The sequence below is a fragment of the Priestia sp. FSL P4-0332 genome (assembly GCF_038005845.1).
Classification (GTDB): domain Bacteria; phylum Bacillota; class Bacilli; order Bacillales; family Bacillaceae_H; genus Priestia.
The window spans coordinates 1,576,575-1,592,941 of the sequence record NZ_JBBOUA010000001.1 but is presented as its reverse complement, the minus strand read 5'-3'; the positions used below and the strand labels follow the sequence as shown (position 1 = coordinate 1,592,941).

At 37.7% G+C, this 16,367-nt stretch carries 14 protein-coding genes and 1 riboswitch; of the genes, 6 read left to right on the top strand and 8 right to left on the bottom strand.

Annotation, left to right across the window (positions count from 1 at the left end; translation table 11 throughout):
* The first annotated feature begins 227 nt into the window (after nt 1-227).
* From MKY06_RS08040 to MKY06_RS08030, 3 genes are all read left to right on the top strand, one after another.
* Nucleotides 228-1,406 carry an acyl-CoA dehydrogenase family protein gene (locus MKY06_RS08040; protein ID WP_258303984.1) on the top strand — a complete coding sequence of 393 codons (1,179 nt, stop codon included), beginning with the start codon at nt 228-230 and terminating at the stop codon, nt 1,404-1,406.
* A gap of 46 nt (nt 1,407-1,452) precedes the next feature.
* Nucleotides 1,453-2,847: an LLM class flavin-dependent oxidoreductase gene (locus MKY06_RS08035; RefSeq protein ID WP_029324260.1), complete on the top strand. Its 1,395-nt coding sequence runs from the start codon at nt 1,453-1,455 to the stop codon at nt 2,845-2,847.
* A gap of 118 nt (nt 2,848-2,965) precedes the next feature.
* The gene (locus MKY06_RS08030) at nt 2,966-4,366 is read left to right on the top strand and encodes an APC family permease (protein WP_098449072.1); all 1,401 of its coding nucleotides are present in this window, start codon (nt 2,966-2,968) and stop codon (nt 4,364-4,366) included.
* 111 nt (nt 4,367-4,477) lie between these two features.
* On the opposite strand, the gene MKY06_RS08025 is transcribed toward MKY06_RS08030, so the two are convergent.
* Genes MKY06_RS08025 through MKY06_RS08015 form a run of 3 tightly spaced genes read right to left on the bottom strand, consistent with a single transcriptional unit; the run spans nt 4,478 to nt 6,988 of the window.
* On the bottom strand, nt 4,478-5,143 hold the full coding sequence (locus tag MKY06_RS08025) for a methionine ABC transporter permease (RefSeq protein WP_057274649.1): 666 nt from the start codon (nt 5,141-5,143) through the stop codon (nt 4,478-4,480).
* Nucleotides 5,144-6,157 carry a methionine ABC transporter ATP-binding protein gene (locus MKY06_RS08020; RefSeq protein WP_218812737.1) on the bottom strand — a complete coding sequence of 338 codons (1,014 nt, stop codon included), beginning with the start codon at nt 6,155-6,157 and terminating at the stop codon, nt 5,144-5,146.
* 12 nt (nt 6,158-6,169) lie between these two features.
* A complete protein-coding gene (locus tag MKY06_RS08015) occupies nt 6,170-6,988 on the bottom strand; it encodes a MetQ/NlpA family ABC transporter substrate-binding protein (RefSeq protein ID WP_063671118.1) in 819 nt (272 codons plus the stop codon).
* 80 nt (nt 6,989-7,068) lie between these two features.
* Nucleotides 7,069-7,185: riboswitch (SAM riboswitch) on the bottom strand.
* 466 nt (nt 7,186-7,651) lie between these two features.
* On the opposite strand from MKY06_RS08015, the gene MKY06_RS08010 reads away from it, so the two are divergent.
* The 3 genes from MKY06_RS08010 to MKY06_RS08000 are packed head-to-tail and all read left to right on the top strand — an operon-like array spanning nt 7,652 to nt 9,989.
* The gene (locus MKY06_RS08010; protein ID WP_029324250.1) at nt 7,652-8,497 is read left to right on the top strand and encodes a transporter substrate-binding domain-containing protein; all 846 of its coding nucleotides are present in this window, start codon (nt 7,652-7,654) and stop codon (nt 8,495-8,497) included.
* A 37-nt stretch (nt 8,498-8,534) separates the two neighbouring features.
* A complete protein-coding gene (locus MKY06_RS08005) occupies nt 8,535-9,236 on the top strand; it encodes an amino acid ABC transporter permease (RefSeq protein ID WP_064471512.1) in 702 nt (233 codons plus the stop codon).
* A gap of 27 nt (nt 9,237-9,263) precedes the next feature.
* Nucleotides 9,264-9,989, top strand: a complete 726-nt coding sequence (locus tag MKY06_RS08000; protein WP_098757518.1) for an amino acid ABC transporter permease — start codon at nt 9,264-9,266, stop codon at nt 9,987-9,989.
* Between the two features lie 69 nt (nt 9,990-10,058).
* Here the strand turns inward: MKY06_RS08000 and MKY06_RS07995 are convergent, their stop codons facing one another.
* The 5 genes from MKY06_RS07995 to MKY06_RS07975 all read right to left on the bottom strand — a co-directional run bounded on the left by MKY06_RS07995 (nt 10,059) and on the right by MKY06_RS07975 (nt 16,325).
* Nucleotides 10,059-13,634, bottom strand: coding sequence for a GH32 C-terminal domain-containing protein (locus MKY06_RS07995; RefSeq protein WP_340960541.1), 3,576 nt, complete (start codon nt 13,632-13,634; stop codon nt 10,059-10,061).
* A gap of 86 nt (nt 13,635-13,720) precedes the next feature.
* The gene (locus MKY06_RS07990) at nt 13,721-14,548 is read right to left on the bottom strand and encodes a mannose/fructose/sorbose PTS transporter subunit IID (RefSeq protein ID WP_013056298.1); all 828 of its coding nucleotides are present in this window, start codon (nt 14,546-14,548) and stop codon (nt 13,721-13,723) included.
* A 26-nt stretch (nt 14,549-14,574) separates the two neighbouring features.
* Nucleotides 14,575-15,381: a PTS mannose/fructose/sorbose transporter subunit IIC gene (locus MKY06_RS07985; protein ID WP_098278445.1), complete on the bottom strand. Its 807-nt coding sequence runs from the start codon at nt 15,379-15,381 to the stop codon at nt 14,575-14,577.
* 12 nt (nt 15,382-15,393) lie between these two features.
* Nucleotides 15,394-15,888 (bottom strand): PTS system mannose/fructose/N-acetylgalactosamine-transporter subunit IIB, encoded by a 495-nt coding sequence (locus tag MKY06_RS07980; RefSeq protein ID WP_013056296.1) that lies wholly within the window; start codon nt 15,886-15,888, stop codon nt 15,394-15,396.
* The gene (locus tag MKY06_RS07975; RefSeq protein ID WP_014460796.1) at nt 15,885-16,325 is read right to left on the bottom strand and encodes a mannose/fructose/sorbose PTS transporter subunit IIA; all 441 of its coding nucleotides are present in this window, start codon (nt 16,323-16,325) and stop codon (nt 15,885-15,887) included. Before MKY06_RS07975 ends, MKY06_RS07980 begins: the two co-directional genes overlap by 4 nt.
* Nucleotides 16,326-16,367: the final 42 nt, after the last annotated feature.

Genomic DNA, 16,367 nt, shown 5'->3' with positions numbered 1-16,367 from the left:
GTGCCTCAATCGAGCATTAGATAGAAAGTCTAAAAAACCTAACCAAAATGTTTATGTTACCCAAAAAACTGACTTTACAAATAGGAATAATTAACTTAATATAGACTTCATATTAATCAGGCCGTCTGGTCAACCGGAGGCTCTTCAAACGTATCCATAGCGTTTGAGGAGCCTCTTTTGTTTTGTAGACAAGTATTAAAATTTTAAAAATGAAATGAGGAAAACAAATGACAAATGCAACTGTACAAGAATCTTCTTACTACATAAAAAAAGCTTCTTTACTCGCTGAAGGGTTTGCTAAAGATGCCGCTGAACGCGATAAAGCAGGCGGAACGGCAAAAGCACAAAAAGATGCCATTCGTAACAGCGGCTTACTTAAGGTTTTAATTCCTATTAAATACGGAGGCGAAGGTCAAAGCTGGTCTGTTGTGCTTCGCATTGTTCGGGAACTAGCCAAAACCGATGCTGCATTAGCACATTTATATGGGTATCACTTTCTTCACTTAACAACTCCTCACTTTTGCGGATCTCATGAGCAAAAGAATTATTATTATACAGAATCTGCTGCCCATAATTGGTTTTGGGGAAATTCATTTAATCCAATTGAACCTACTTTGCAAGGAAAAACAGAAGGAGATACAGTCATTTTAAACGGACGTAATACCTTTAGTACAGGGTCCCAAGATTCTGACCGTCTGTTAATTCTATGGGAAGAGAATGGTCAACCATACGTAGGTATAGTTCCAACTAAACGTTCAGGCATAACGATAAACGACGACTGGGACGGTATGGGTCAAAGACAAACAGATAGCGGCTCAGTTACTTTTAAAAATGTAATCATACATGCTGAAGAAATTATCAACTTAACAGATTCAGAACGGACTGCATTCTCTACATTTGACGCTATTATATCTCAAATTGTATTAGCAAATGTTTTTGTTGGAAGTGCTGAAGGGGCATTGGAAGAAGCCCGTCGTTATACACGAGAAAAGTCTCGTCCCTGGTATTTGAGTGATTATGAACAAGCTGTTGAAGATCCTTTTATTCAGCGTCGCTATGGTGATTTTTGGGTTGATATTCAAGCTGCTGTCACCTTGGTAGAAAGAGCAGGAGAAAAACTGGATGAAGCTTGGGCCAAAGACAAAGCCGTATCTGCAGAAGAGCGTGGAGAAGTGGTTCTTGCTACAGGGGCAGCAAATGTATTCGGAACAAAGGTTGCTTTACACGTTACAAGCAGTATGTTCGAGGTAATGGGTGCCCGCTCGGCTACAAGAAAAAATAATTTTGACAGGTTTTGGCGTAATGTACGTACTCATTCTCTCCATAATCCAATTGAGTATAAAAGAAAGAACATTGGACGTTGGGTGTTAACAGGAGAATACCCGACACCTACTGATTATTCTTAATAACTCTATAAATTTTAAAAGACAAAAACAATAAGGAGAAATGGATATGACTAAAAAACGAATATACCTTAATGCTTTTGAAATGAATTGCGCCGGACATTATTCTCCTGGACTATGGACACATCCTGATGATAGATCCTCTACTTATAAAGATGCTGAATATTGGACGCATTTAGCTAAAGTATTAGAAAAAGGACACTTTGATGCCATTTTTCTTGCTGATGTGTTAGGAACCTATGATGTGTATCAAGGTTCACGCGATCCTGCTGTACGCCAGGGAGCACAACTTCCAGTTAATGACCCTGCATTTTTAATTCCCATTATGGCACAAGCAACAAAACATCTAGGTTTCGGGTTAACAGTGTCCACAAGTTATGAACATCCTTATATATTTGCACGACGTATGTCTACTTTGGATCATTTAACAAAAGGACGTATAGGATGGAACATTGTTACTTCTTATCTAAACAGTGCCGCTGTTAACACTGGATTGAATCAACAAACAAGCCATGATGAACGCTATGAAATAGCGGATGAATATTTAGAAGTGGTATATAAGCTATGGGAAGGAAGTTGGGAAGACGATGCTGTATCTGTAGACAAAATTAACAAGGTATATACAGATCCTAATAAAGTTCATGATATTCAACATAATGGTTTATATTATAAAGTTCCAGGAGCTCATTTATGCGAACCATCTCCGCAAAGAACCCCTGTTCTTTTTCAAGCGGGCGCTTCTAAAAAAGGGCGAGCATTTGCTTTGAAACACGCTGAACTCATGTTTATTAGCGTGCCGACAGCTTCGATTGCAAAAAACTATGTTCGAAAAATACGTGAAGAAGCCAAAATCAGCGGGCGGGACCCTGAGACAGTTAAAGTCCTTTCTGTATTTACACCCATTATTGGGCTAACTGAAGAAGCAGCAAAAGCCAAATTCCATGATTACGTACAGCATACTAGCTATGAAGGCAGTTTGGCACTTTTAGGAGGATGGACTGGCATCAATTTTGACGAGTATGCTCCTGATGAAAAAATAGAGTATATACAAAGCGATGCAATTCAATCTGTTATTGAGACCTTTACAAAAATTGATCCAAACAAGCAGTGGACCATACGGGAAGTGGCTGATTTCGTAGGAATAGGCGGCCTTGGTCCAGTAGCCGTTGGAACACCGGCTCAAATTGCAGACGAGATGGAAAAGTGGATTGATGAAACGGATGTAGATGGGTTTAACATTGCTTATGCTGTATCTCCTGGTACGTTTGAAGACTTTGTTGAATATGTTGTTCCTCTACTGCAAGAACGCGGCCTTGTACGGAAAGAATATGAATCAGGTTCTTTTCGGAAAAATTTATTCGGATACGATCAGCTGCCGGATCATCACCCGGGACGTCAGTATCATCATTACTTTTCAAAGGAAACCGCTACGTCTAAAACATAAAAAATTCAGACTTAAAATATTGGCTAAATGGTCAACCTGAGGCTCCTACTCTCTTATTCATTGAGAAAGAGCCTCTTATTGTAGATAAATCCTTTTTATTATACGGTGGAGGAAAAATATGAGTACTAAGATAACGTCACAATTAGCTCCGAAAAAAAGACTAACATTATTTGATGCAGTAAACTCTACATTGGCTCAAATTGCTCCAGCAGCAGCCATTTATTATGGATTACCAGTTATTTTTCTAGCGACAGGTACCGGCTCTCCCCTCACATTATTAATTGCCGCATTAGCAGTAGCAATGGTCGGGTTAAGTCTAACGAACTTCTCTAAGAAGTATCCCTCGAGCGGGTCACTTGTAAAATATATTGGTATGACGTTTGGCAGCGTAGTTGGAACTGCCTCAGCAATCATATTTATAGTTGGAACATTTTTTCTTGCCGCTTCAGCATTTATTGAATTAGGTGGTTGGACAGCCGATTCGCTAGCGCTATACGGAATTCATATTCACTGGATTATTCCTACGATTCTTTTAACTTTATTCATATGGGGATTGACAATAGTCGGAATAGATCGTTCTACAAAAATTGCTTCTGTAGCATTAATAATAGAAGTTATTGTTCTATTAGTTGTTTCTATCTTGATTTTATTCTATCCTCCTGAACCACTATCTTTAGAACCATTTCATTTATCTTCTATTAAAGGTGGACTCGCGGGAATTGGTTTAGGTTTCCCTTTAGCTGTTTATCTATTTATTGGATTCGAAAACTCTGTAGCACTGGCAGAAGAAACAGAAAATCCAGAACGTAATACATCTCGAGCTGTTTTAGCCAGTATTGCAATTATGGCTATCTTCTATATATTTGTCACATATTGTGTGATTCAAGGGTTTTCTAATAGTGCTTCTGCTCTAAGCAAAAGTTCAAATCCATTTATGGAATTGGCAAACAGGTATTTAAATGAACTTGCTATCTTTGCGATTATCGCTGGGTTTACTAGCATTGTGGGGATGTCCATTACTTGCTTAAATGCCTTTTCAAGAATTGCTTTTAATTCTTCTAAAGAAGGGTTAATTTCTACCAAATTTTCAAAGGTATCTAAATGGGGAACGCCGATTGGAACTTTAACATTAATTATGGGAATAGGTTTAGTGCTAGCAATCCTCTTCGGTATATTCAGTGAAAATTGGGTCGTTGGATTTGGTTACGTAAGCACGCTAGGTACCATCCCTATTCTACTAATTTATTTAATGCTTAACTTAGCTGTTATATTTAATAAAAAAGAAAGATGGCCATTTCATCGTAAATTTATCTTTCCAATTTTAGGATTAGTAAGTATTAGCCTTCCTATTTGGGCTATGGTTCAACCTGGTCAGCCGCTCCCAACGGGTTACTTTCCTTGGGCAATATTAGCAGTATGTATAGTCAGTTTAATTTACTCGTGGTTTAAAGTAAGAAAAGGAAATTCTAAAGCTTCTGCTATAAATCCATTAGAACCATTCAGCACTCAACGGAAATAGTGATGAACAATTATCTGTCATTCACCCGTTAGTTATAGAAGAACTAAAGATTTGTTCCATTTAAATAAGAAGCTCACGCACCTAGAATGCGTGAGCTTCTTATTTTTATAGTCAGCTGTCTTTTTTTAATTTCCTTGCTGAATAATTCCCCAAGGACTGTATCAACTGAACAATAACAATCAAAATTAAAATGGTTGTATACATAACAGTGGGCTCAAAACGTAAGTGTCCGTATTGAAAAGCAATGTCTCCAAGCCCTCCTGCTCCAACAAGCCCTGCCATCGCCGTCGCCCCAATAAGACCAATAGTAGCTATTGTCAGCCCAAGAATAATACCTGAACGTGCTTCTCTAACAACAACATACCAAATAATTTTTAGTGTTGAGATTCCCATTGATTGATAAGCTTCTATAATACCTTTATCTACTTCAAGTAATGCAGATTCCATTAACCTAGCTATATAAGGGGCTGTATACACAACTAAAGGGACAATAACACCTTGTACGCCAATTGTAGTACCTGCAACTAGTTTAGTGAATGGAAGGATGAAAAATAATAAAATGATAAAAGGAATGGATCGAATAATATTAATAATCCAGTTGCACGTTCGATATACCCACACATTTTCAGCTTGCCCACCTGGTCTTGTCATTACTAAAAAAATTCCCATTGGTAAACCAATGATGATGGCAATAATTAACGAGATAATGGTCATCGTAGCGGTTTGTAATAAACCTTCCCAAATTACACTTCCCCACTCATTAAAGAAAGCAGCCATTTAGTTTACCTCCTCTACAATTACGCCTTGATTTGTTAAGTATGTAATCGCTTGTTCATATTCTTCCTTTTCACCACGTAAATGAACGAGTAACTTACCAAGAGTGTGGTTTTTTAGCTGTTCAATTCCCCCTGCTAATATGCTTGGCAATACATTAAATTTCCGAGAAACTAAAGCTAAAGCTGGTTCTTCTGAAAGCTCATTTCCAACAAAGTGCAAAGAAACCAGCTTACCGGTACTGCGATAAGACGCCATTATTTCAGACGGAATAGTGAAAGTATTTTCAGATTCTACAAAGCGCTTTGTTGTCGGATGCTTAGGGTTAGTAAAAAGGGAAACGACTGTACCTTGTTCTACGACGTATCCATTTTCCATAACTGCAATTCGGTCACAAATGCGTTGTACCACCTTTAACTCATGCGTGATTAAAAAGATTGTTAATCCAAGCTCTTTATTAATCTTTAACAGTAAGCTCAAAATGGCTTCGGTCGTTTCGGGATCAAGTGCACTAGTTGCTTCATCGCTTAATAAAATCTCAGGTTCATGCGCTAGCGCACGAGCAATAGCAACACGCTGCTTCTGTCCGCCGGAAAGTTGTGAAGGATAATGATTTTGTTTATCTAAAAGTCCTACGATTGATAAATATTTTTCTACGCGCTCCTGAATTAATTTTTTGTTTACGCCTTCTAGCTTTAATGGAATCGCTATGTTGTCGTAAACTGTTGCCGTTTTTAATAAATTGTAGCCTTGAAAAATCATGCCGATTTTCCTTCTCGTTTTCTGCAGCTCTTGCTTACTTAGCTTTGATAGATTTTTTCCATCAATGATGACCTCTCCAGAAGTCGGTTTTTCCAATAAATTAATGCAGCGAATTAATGTGCTCTTTCCAGCTCCGCTATATCCAATAACACCGAATACTTCACCTTTATTAATCGTTAACGAAACATCTTTAACAGCTTCTACCGCTTTTCCGTTCACTTTATAGGTTTTAGAAGTTTTCTTCAGTTCAATCATTCTAGCCCCTCCTTAAAATGCCGGTACAACAGAACCTTTAAATTCTTTTTCTATGTATGTACGAATTGTATCTGAATGATAATATTTTTCTAGTTTATCAATAATTTTATCTTGTTTATTCTCTGTACGGACAACAAAATAGTTTGGATATGGATTATTTTTTATTTTTTCATGATAGATTGCATCATCATTAATCGATAAACCCGCTCCCATTGCAAAGTTTGTATTAATGGCTGCTGCAGCTACCTCATCCAACTGAGAAGGAAGTTGAGACGCCTCTAGTTCTACGATTTGAAGATCAAGCTTATTTTCAGCAACATCTTTTTTAGTAGCCGTTGTTTTCACACCATCTTTTAATTTAATAACTCCTGCAGATTCAAATAGTTTGAGCGCGCGGTATTCGTTGCTTGGGTCGTTTGGTACTGCAATTTTGTCTCCTTTTTTGAGCTCACTAACATTTTTTAAGCTATTTGCATAAATACCCATCGGGAATGCTACTGTTTTGAACACATCTGTAATCTTATAATTTTTATCTTCCACTTGCTGCTTTAGAAAAGGCAGGGTTTGATAGTTATTACTATCTAAATCATGTTGATCTAATGCTGTATTAGGAGTGTTATAGTCATTAAAGACTTTTACCGTAATATCAATACCATCTTTCTTGGCTAATTTTTTCACCTGATCTGCAATTTGCTGGTGAGGTCCACCCGTTACACCGATTGTAATCTTTTTCGAATCTAATGCTTGTGCTTCTGTTTTACTGCAGGCTGCTGACACCAACAGCGATGCTGCCACTAAAGTAAGTCCAATTGCTTTTGTTACTTTTTTCATGTTTTTATTCTCTCCTTTATTTTCTCCATAAAAAAACGCCTCCCTTAAAGATTAAGAGAAGCGATAGTTTACGATCGGTTCTCTTATCTTCCAATGCACATAATATGCACATTGCTGGATTTAGCACCAAAACAATACGTGTATTGTTGGGTTGCCGGGCTTCAAAGGGCCAGTCCCTCCACCGCTCTTGATAAGAGTTGTTTTTATAAAGTTTTATTTACATTAATTTAACTTTATTATCCGAAAATTGTCAATGTTTATTTTTAATATAATTTTCAGTATAGGAATAATAAAAGATTTATATAAGAAAACTCAATTAAAAGATGATTTGTATAACTTATGATTTCTCTTTTCTTATTCTTATATAGTGAATAGCTTTCTATTACTTAAGCAAGAATACTTTTCTTTGCATTTATGACATTGACAAAAACAGGAATACATCGATATAATTCATATTAATTCTATCGGTAATATATAGTTTGTGGAATTCCAAATCTTATTTAAAAATTTTTTACTGTTAGAATATACTTCCTCTATTGTAGTAGTAAGTATATGTTCACTGCCTACTGGATCACCAATGGCACCGAAAAAGCTTTTTAGCAGCTTTTTCGGTGCTTTTTTATTATTCGTCACACAGAAATTAGTATCGGGAGGAATAAAACGATGAAAAAATTATACTTTACTTTAGCTTTTGCAATTGGACTTATTATGGCTTTAGGAGGATGCTCTCAAAGCTCTAGCTCAGAAAATAGCGATAAAAAAGTAGTCAAAGTTGCTTTGAGTGATGAAGTAAATCCGCCTTTTCTATTTACGAACGACCAGAATGAGCCTGTTGGATATGATATGGATTATTTAAAACAGCTTGAAAAAAAGCTTCCGGAATACAAATTTGAATATACGCTTGGGGAAGAAGAAACAAATTTGGTAGGTGTCTCGACAGGAAAATATGATTTCGCCATCAATTGGTTCTTTAAAAACCCTGAACGTGAAGAAAAGTTTCTTTATCCTGCACATGAATATGGTTATTCTTTAACGGCCTTAGTGACACAAAAATCACGGAATGATATCAAAACACTTGACGATATGGTAGATAAAAAGTTTCCACCCGTATCTGCTACAGGTGGATTGCGCGCTATTTTGAATGCTTATAACAAAGAACATGCCACTAAGCCTTTAACATTAGAAAGCATTGATAACCCTTCTACGGCAGAAAACTTAAAGTTAGTGGATAAAGGTAAAGCGGATGCTATTTTTTTAAACGTAACAACATTTAACGAAGTACAAAAACAGCTCAAATTAAATTTAAAAGTAGGAGGCATTGTATCAAAAGAACCAACTTGGTTAGTCTTTAATAAAAATAATCAAAAACTTGCTGATGAAATTGATAAAGCGACAGTCAAATTAAAAAATGACGGGACGCTAGAAAACTTGGCTGAAAAATGGTTTAAAGTAAATTTCTTTAAAGACTTAAAGTATATTAATCAGCAAAACTTCAATTTCCAAGATTAAATGAGTATAAGAATTCATCATTAAGGCGGGGTGAGATATGATTAGTACTGATTTTCATGATTGGTTAAAACTATTGTGGCAAGTGGTAGATAAACTTCCTTTAACACTATTTATGTTAGGCCTTTCTCTACTTTTTTCGTTGCTTTTAGGTTTCGTGATTGCCCTGATACGCATTCAAAAAAAGCCTGTTCTTTCTAAAATGGCTACCATCTATTTATCTTTTATGCGCTGTACACCGCTGCTTGTTCAGCTGTTTCTTGTATACTTTGGCCTTCCTCAGCTGCTGCTCCTTGTCCATATCGACATTAACAGCTGGAGTCGCATCACTTTCTTGGTGATTGCTTTTTCCTTACATACTGCCGCTCCTTTATCAGAAGTTATTCGTTCAGCATATCTCTCGATTGATAAAGGGCAGTTCGAAGCAGCGTATAGTATAGGCATGAACTATTTTCAATCCTTAAGAAGAATTATCCTTCCTCAAGCGTTTGTAGCAGCACTACCTAATTTAGGAAATGCTACGATTTCATTATTAAAAGATACTGCACTTGCTTTTAGCATTGGGATTATTGATATTATGGGGCAAGTTCGCCTTATTTTGGGCAACAACTATGGAATAGGAATGTTTGAAATTTATGTTACGATTTCACTTGTTTATTGGAGCATGTGTATCGTAATTGAAATCATAGTCAGTTATTTAGAGAAACATCTTAAAAAAGGCAGGGTCAGCATCTCTAAATAACCTGCACTAGTAAAGGAGTGAACATGATTGCCTATTATTGATTTGCGATTTGCTTTGGAGCAAACTCCTGAAGTCTTAAAAGGTGTGCCTTTAACACTAACAATATCGATCATTTCAATGGCGTTAGGAAGTATTTTTGGTCTTTTCATTGCGGGATGCAGAATATATAAAATTCCACTGTTAAAGCAAATAGCTGTTATATACGTCTCATTTATGAGAGGCACTCCATTGCTCGTACAGCTCTATGTATTTTTCTACGGAATCCCTATTTTTATAGAATTTCTAAACGAGACTCAAGGATGGCACTTAGGTGGGGATACTATTTCACCTTTAATTTATGCTTTAATTGCGTACACATTAAATACCTCTGCTTATCAATCAGAGGTATTCCGTTCTTCTATTCAAACCATTGACCGTGGTCAATTTGAAGCTGCATATTCAATAGGAATGACTACTTTTCAAGCTATTAAAAGAATTATCTTCCCCCAATCTTTAGTAGCCGCTATTCCTAACCTTGGAAACATTTTTATTAGTTTAATTAAAGCCACTTCTCTTGCTTTTGCGGTAAAAGTAGTTGAAATTATGGCGATATCTAAGGTCATCGCCAATGATGGGTATAGATATTTAGAAATGTATCTGGTCGCTTCACTTATTTACTGGATTCTTTGCTTTTTCTTTGAAAGGCTGTTTGTAGTCATTGAGAAAAAGCTTAGTTATTATGAATTAAGAGAAGAAGTGCGTTCAGCTTCTTAGGCCCCCTAGAAAAATTACTATAAACTGATCAAGAAAGCTGCCTTAGTAAACGGCAGCTTTCACAATCCCTTAATCCACTATTTCAAGCTTCACTTCATTAAACAAACTAGTAGAATTCCACACATTCAACCCCGCATAGCCTTCTGAAAAGGTATGGTCCACTGCATCAATCACAAGCTTATCATCGAGATAAACTTGAATGTGTTCTCCTTCAGCCGTTACTTTCAAGCGATAATCCGTATTTGTCTTTAAATCCAACTTTCCCCCATCATCGTAAATAATGAGATCCTTGCCTATTCCGTCTCTAAACGCAATGAGTTTTACTTGATTATTAAGCACATCTACATTCGCAGCATAAGCGTTATTTGCCTGTTCATCCGAACGGAATACTAGCGCTCCTGCTCCTGTAGAATTTGAAACAGAATCGGCTAACACCTTTATCTTTGCCTCATATATAAAATTCTTTGCTTTTTCTGATGATAAAGCAAAGGCATCTTCTTTGCTTCGTCCTTGTTTTCCATTAATCGTATCGGCCCATAGTCCGCTAATGCTTTTCCACCCTGATAAGTTTGTATCAACAGGACTTTTATTCCAAATAGATTTTAATGGATACATCTTTAGAGAATTCAATTTTACACCTCCTCCTTTGCTATAAAGCCTTATTTTATTGCTTGAAAGCTTTGGAAAGAGCTGATCTGTTATTACTTCAGTGCCGTCATTACCAAATACTTCTACAGATGACTGGTCTACAAACATATGAAGCTTAACCTTTCCGTCTTTTGGAAGCATGGAAACAGAGTGTTTGTCTTTCACATTTTCACCAAAATCAAAACTTCCAGAGTTTGTTCGGTCAACAAATAATCGCTGCTTGTTTACGTTATAGCTGACTTTTGTATTTTCACTGCCTTCTTTTTGAATTTGAAAACCAAATTCTTGTGCATCTGTATTTGAAACATCGAATTCTGCAATGATTTCATATTTGTTTTCCTGTATGCCTGAAAGAAGATTTTTGTTTTCAGTAACCATCAGATTCTTCAACACCTTTTTTTCTTGCTTATTGCGAATTGAATCAATTGAAACAGGTATTTGTTTTAAACGAAGCCCTTTTGCTGTGTTGGTGAGTTCTATTTTTCTTGGGATTGACATAGAGCTTCTCCAAGTAGTAGTTGGGGTATTGTTGGCATATTGCCAGTTGCTCATCCAGCCTAGCCAATACTTTTCTCCGTTATCTCCTTCAACTCCGCTCCAATCTACAGCAGCATAAAAGTCGGCACCATAATCTGTCCAAAGCACTTCCTCTGGCGGGTTTTCATTTTTAAATGTTTTTCCGTCAAAATCACCAACAAAGTACTGCATACCTGAACCTCCAGCTGACGCTCCATCATTGATGCTGACCTGCAGCACCCATTTTTTCTTTGTGCTGTCTCCATCAACCGGCAGTTCAAGTAAAGTAGGACACTCCCAAATCCCTCCGTTGCTTCCATGAGTTGATTTCACCCATTCTCCTGACACAGTATTCCAATCTGAAAGCTCTCCGCCTTCCCTTTGTTTAACTTCCTCCGGTTCTTTTGCTACACTGTCTACTTTATCCGGCATTTTTTCTGTATTAAATACATTAACATCATCTAGATTAATATGCCCCCATCCGCCTACAGCTTGATCAACGGCTTTAATGTACAGTACTTCTCCTATATACTTAGAAGCATCCCACACGTAGGGCTGATACTTTTCATCTGCAAACTTTGTATTCGCTTGACGAATCAATTCTTTATCGTCAGATGCTCTGACTAAGGAGACATAGCGGTTTGTGGAGTCGTTTCCGCCTCCCATTAACAAATTGATTTCACCTGAGCCGCTCAATTTAAAATAAGACGAATGTAATTCTCCAGTGGCATTATCGCCATCTTGCTTATCAGAAAAACCCCATAAATGATACTTTCCTTTTTGTTCAAAAAGACCGCTCCAATTTGCGGTTGCATCCGTTACATGATCGTTTGTGAATGCATTTCCCTTTATCGTTTTCCAGCCGGTGAGATCTCCTGTTTCAAAACTTTTATTTTTAATTTCTTTTTCATCCGTATCAATAAACTTAGTCATATTAACGTCTTGAAACTGGACTGAAGATTGATTAACGTGTAGTCCAAACAATCCTTTTGAAAAAGTTTCATCTTTTGCAGTAAGGGTGAAGTTATCGTCTATATGCAAATCAAGTTTATTTCCCGATGCAGTTACTTTTACTTGATGTGATTTGCTCGTATCAATTTTTTCGTTTGTTTCGGCAAGGACAGTTGAAATGCCATTTTGAAGCTTTACTAGTTTGACTGTATCTTTAGAAGCATCCACGCTAGCTATATATCCGTTTTTGGCTTCCGCGTCTGCTCGAAAGAGTAGTGCACCTGAACCATTTGCATCTAAAAATGTCATATTTGACTTGAAAATGAACTGATCTCCCTGTTCTTCACTTATGATATATCCATCGCTGTCAGATTTACCAAGTTTTCCAGCAGCAGTATCATTCCACGTTCCAGTAATAGGTTTCCAGTTAGATAGATTGGTTATAAAATTAGATTGATTCGTAAATTTAACATGACGAAAGACAGCTGTGGAATTCCATGCTGTTAATCCAAACTGACCATTTTCAAAAGATGCATCACTGCCTTCTAGAACCTGTTTGCCGTTTAGCAATACCTTAAAGTAGTGACTGTTTGCTTCTACTTTTACATGATATGCTTGTGATGTATCAAGCCTCATCGACTTTGAAACAACGGTTGTTACGTTTCCTTTCTCTACTTTGTTAAGTGTTAAGAGGTTCTTTTCAGCATCTAAATTGACGGTATATGCGTTTGTTGCGTCTTTATTAGAACGAAAAACAAGACCGCCTGCGCCTGCGCGTCCATTCTTTTCTACAAGCGTAATTTCTCCCTCTAGAGTAAAGGATTGACCTTTTTGTTCGGATAAAGTATATGAGTAGGCACTACTTTGACCGTTTGCTTGGATGCCTCCATCAGGTCCAAACTCACTTGCGTATTTCCAATTTTTCAAGTCAGGTGATGTATAAAACATAATTTTATCTTTAGCAGCTAAAGACATCACCCACTGCTTGGTTTGGTCGTGCCAAAACACTTTTGGGTCGCGCCAGTCAGGAACTGGGGGATTCGGCATAACAGGATTTCCTTCATATTTGGTCCACGTTCTTCCGCTGTCCGTGCTGTATACTAGACTTTGCACTTGTCCTTTATTGCCCGAGTGTGTAAAGATAGCTACCATTGCTTCTTTTCCAAACCCTGCGGTATTATTCCAATCGATAACGGCACTTCCTGAAAAGATCTCTCCGTTCTCGTCTGGAGAAAGAGCAATCGGCAGGTGTTTCCATTTCACCAAGTCTGTACTAACCGCATGCCCCCAGTGCATAGGTCCCCAAGTGGTACCGTAAGGATAATACTGATAAAAAAGGTGATACTCTCCGTTATAATAAACCATTCCATTTGGATCGTTCATCCAGTTCGCTTCTGGAGAAAAATGAAATTGATTCCGGTATTTTTCTTGATAATACCCTGTATTATCAGCTAATACAGGGTATGCAGAAAACAAGCTTATAGAACAAGCGACTCCAATCATCAATAACTTTTTAACGGTTCTTTTCATCTTCCTTTCCTCCTTTATTTGCATACTGGTTATATAAAACATTTTCACCAGCAGATGTTAGAAGAATAGATGACTCCTCTTATTTATCAACCTAAAAAGCCTATCCAATAACCTCCTATACCAATTAAGAAAATACCGAAAATAATAAGCAGCGGATTTGTACCTTTTCGAAGCATCCATGCTACTAATAAAGTTAGCGCTAAAGGAAGTAGCCCCGGTAGAATACTATCAAGTACGTCTTGCACGGTTTTTACCACAACTTTACCAGAATCATCTTTGATCCTAGAAACAACCACTGGTATATTAATAGTGGTCCATTTCGAAACCAACGCTCCCATTACGAAGAGTCCTAAAATGGATGCACCTTCTGTCAGTTTTTGAATTCGATTGCCTACTAAATCTTTTAAAATTTCTGTTCCTTTTAAGTAGCCATATTTTAATCCATAATATTTTGTACTTAATCGAATTGCATTAATTAAGATGAAAAACAGCAGTGGCCCGGCAATATTCCCTCCTAACGCAAGCGATGCGCCTAGGGCTGCGAGAACTGGTCGAAGCGTTCCCCAGAAAATAGGGTCTCCTACACCAGCAAGCGGGCCCATTAATCCAATTTTCATTCCGCTGATAGCTTTTTCATCAAAATCTTTTTTGTTTGCCATTTCTTCTTCCATTGCTGCCGTGACGCCGAATATAGGTGCGGAAATCCATGGGTGTGTATTGAACCATTCTAAATGACGTTTTAATGCTGCATTTCGCTGAGCTCCTGGTCCATATAAGCGCTTGATTGCTGGAATCATAACATAACAGTAGCCCATTGCTTGAACACGCTCAAAGTTAAATGAACCGAGTAAAAAATTCGAACGAATGAACATGCTAAAGATATCTTTTTTCGTTAATCTTTTTTCATTTTCCATCTCTATCCCTCCCTTAAGTTCGCCGTTTAGGCATCTAAATCATCGTCATCATCATATACTTGTTCGCTCCCTGTAGCTGCGGGAACGCCTGCCGGCTGCATTTGATTTCGCTGCTGCATTACTTGCTGATAAAGAAGTGCTAAACAAAGACCCAGCGCTCCAAATCCTACCAGGTTAAACCCTGTAAATGCCGCCAATAAGAACCCGATATAGAAAAAGGGCTTTAAATGAGGAATGTTCATCATATTGATAACCATGGCGTATCCTACGACCACGATAATTCCTCCTCCAATTTGCAGGCCTTTTGTAATAACTTCCGGAATATTTCCGAGGAAAGTTTGCACGGCGCTTACGCTGATTAATGTAACAATTAAAGTTGGAATCATAACGCGGAGAGCTTGAAAACCCATAGCAGTAATATGCATAATTTCAATTCCTTTAAAATTTCCTTCTTCCGCATACTTATCAGCTCGATGAATTAAAAATACTGTAATGGTACGAACAAAAATGGTGAGCACTTGCCCTGCAGCTGCTAAAGCTATGGCTACCGCAATGCCTTCACCAATACCCTGACCAGCTGTGATAACTAAAATAGTTGAAATAACAGAAGCAACAGCCGTATCAGGTGCCATCGCCAATCCAACATTCATCCATCCAAGAGCCATTAATTCCAGTGTTCCACCTAAAATAATGCCGGTTTTTAAATCTCCAAGCACCAAGCCTACTAATGTGCAGGCAATGAGAGGACGATGGGATTGCCCTTCGTCCAACACGCTTGCGATGCCAGTTACCGCTGCAATGACTAATAATAAAATAATTTGTATGGAAGACATAAACTCATCTCCTTATTTGATTTTTGTTTCATTTCTCAGTAGTTGAATAAAATTTTCACTAGAATCTGAAGGTAATTGGCGCAGCTCAAGCTTTACGCCTAGTTCCTGCAGTTTCTCAAAAGCATCGATATCTTTTTCGGTAACGCTTACAGATTTAGTGATTTGTTTTCGGTCATTAGCAAAACGCATGCCGCCTACGTTTACTGTCTCAATAGGTACGCCCGCTTGAACAAGAGCGACAATGTCTGCGGGATTTTCAAACAGCAGCATGGCTGTTGTATCCTGATAACGAGGGCTGTGAAATGCTTTTGTCATTTTAGAAATCGAGACAGCGCTCGCTTTTACATTCGAAGGGGCCACAGAAAGAATAAGCGTTTTTCGCATTTCATCCGCTGCCACCTCATCTGAAACAATGATAATTCGATCTGCTGCATTTGTTTTGATCCATCTTGTTAATACCTGCCCGTGAATAAAGCGGTCATCAATTCTTGCTAAAACGATTTTCATAATAATCCATCCTCTCCGATTTGGTTTGCTTGCTGGATTTTCTCCAAATGTTCACTGCACACTTGAAAACTTTCTTCATTCACTTGCTTTAATCTTCCTAGCATCTCTTTTAATGTAACGTGTTCCCTCATGGCTAACACTTCTAATAGCATAGGCAAGTTAACTCCGGATACCATATCCGCTGTTTTATTTTTAAGGATATATGGAGTAGCCGCATTGTAGGGTGTACCTCCGAAAATATCGACTAAAAAAAGCACTTCATTTTCTAAGGGCATTTCCTCTAGTGCCTGTTTATATTTTTCTTCAAGGGTTTGGATACCCTCTCCTTTTAGAAAAGGTACGGCTACTACGTGATTCTCTTCACCAAATATCATTTTGGAAGACCCCTCTAACGCTGGCGCGAAATCACCATGTCCACTAATAATGACTGAAATCATGTACACTTGCTCCTCTCTTTTACGTTCTACACTTATTTATTG

Excerpts from the sequence above, each read along its gene's own strand:
- MKY06_RS08040 (WP_258303984.1), top strand. The coding sequence starts at position 228 with ATGACAAATGCAACTGTACAAGAATCTTCTTACTACATAAAAAAAGCT.
- MKY06_RS08035 (WP_029324260.1), top strand. The coding sequence starts at position 1,453 with ATGACTAAAAAACGAATATACCTTAATGCTTTTGAAATGAATTGCGCC.
- MKY06_RS08030 (WP_098449072.1), top strand. The coding sequence starts at position 2,966 with ATGAGTACTAAGATAACGTCACAATTAGCTCCGAAAAAAAGACTAACA.
- MKY06_RS08025 (WP_057274649.1), bottom strand. The coding sequence starts at position 5,143 with ATGGCTGCTTTCTTTAATGAGTGGGGAAGTGTAATTTGGGAAGGTTTA.
- MKY06_RS08020 (WP_218812737.1), bottom strand. The coding sequence starts at position 6,157 with ATGATTGAACTGAAGAAAACTTCTAAAACCTATAAAGTGAACGGAAAA.
- MKY06_RS08015 (WP_063671118.1), bottom strand. The coding sequence starts at position 6,988 with ATGAAAAAAGTAACAAAAGCAATTGGACTTACTTTAGTGGCAGCATCG.
- MKY06_RS08010 (WP_029324250.1), top strand. The coding sequence starts at position 7,652 with ATGAAAAAATTATACTTTACTTTAGCTTTTGCAATTGGACTTATTATG.
- MKY06_RS08005 (WP_064471512.1), top strand. The coding sequence starts at position 8,535 with ATGATTAGTACTGATTTTCATGATTGGTTAAAACTATTGTGGCAAGTG.
- MKY06_RS07995 (WP_340960541.1), bottom strand. The coding sequence starts at position 13,634 with ATGAAAAGAACCGTTAAAAAGTTATTGATGATTGGAGTCGCTTGTTCT.
- MKY06_RS07990 (WP_013056298.1), bottom strand. The coding sequence starts at position 14,548 with ATGGAAAATGAAAAAAGATTAACGAAAAAAGATATCTTTAGCATGTTC.
- MKY06_RS07985 (WP_098278445.1), bottom strand. The coding sequence starts at position 15,381 with ATGTCTTCCATACAAATTATTTTATTATTAGTCATTGCAGCGGTAACT.
- MKY06_RS07980 (WP_013056296.1), bottom strand. The coding sequence starts at position 15,888 with ATGAAAATCGTTTTAGCAAGAATTGATGACCGCTTTATTCACGGGCAG.
- MKY06_RS07975 (WP_014460796.1), bottom strand. The coding sequence starts at position 16,325 with ATGATTTCAGTCATTATTAGTGGACATGGTGATTTCGCGCCAGCGTTA.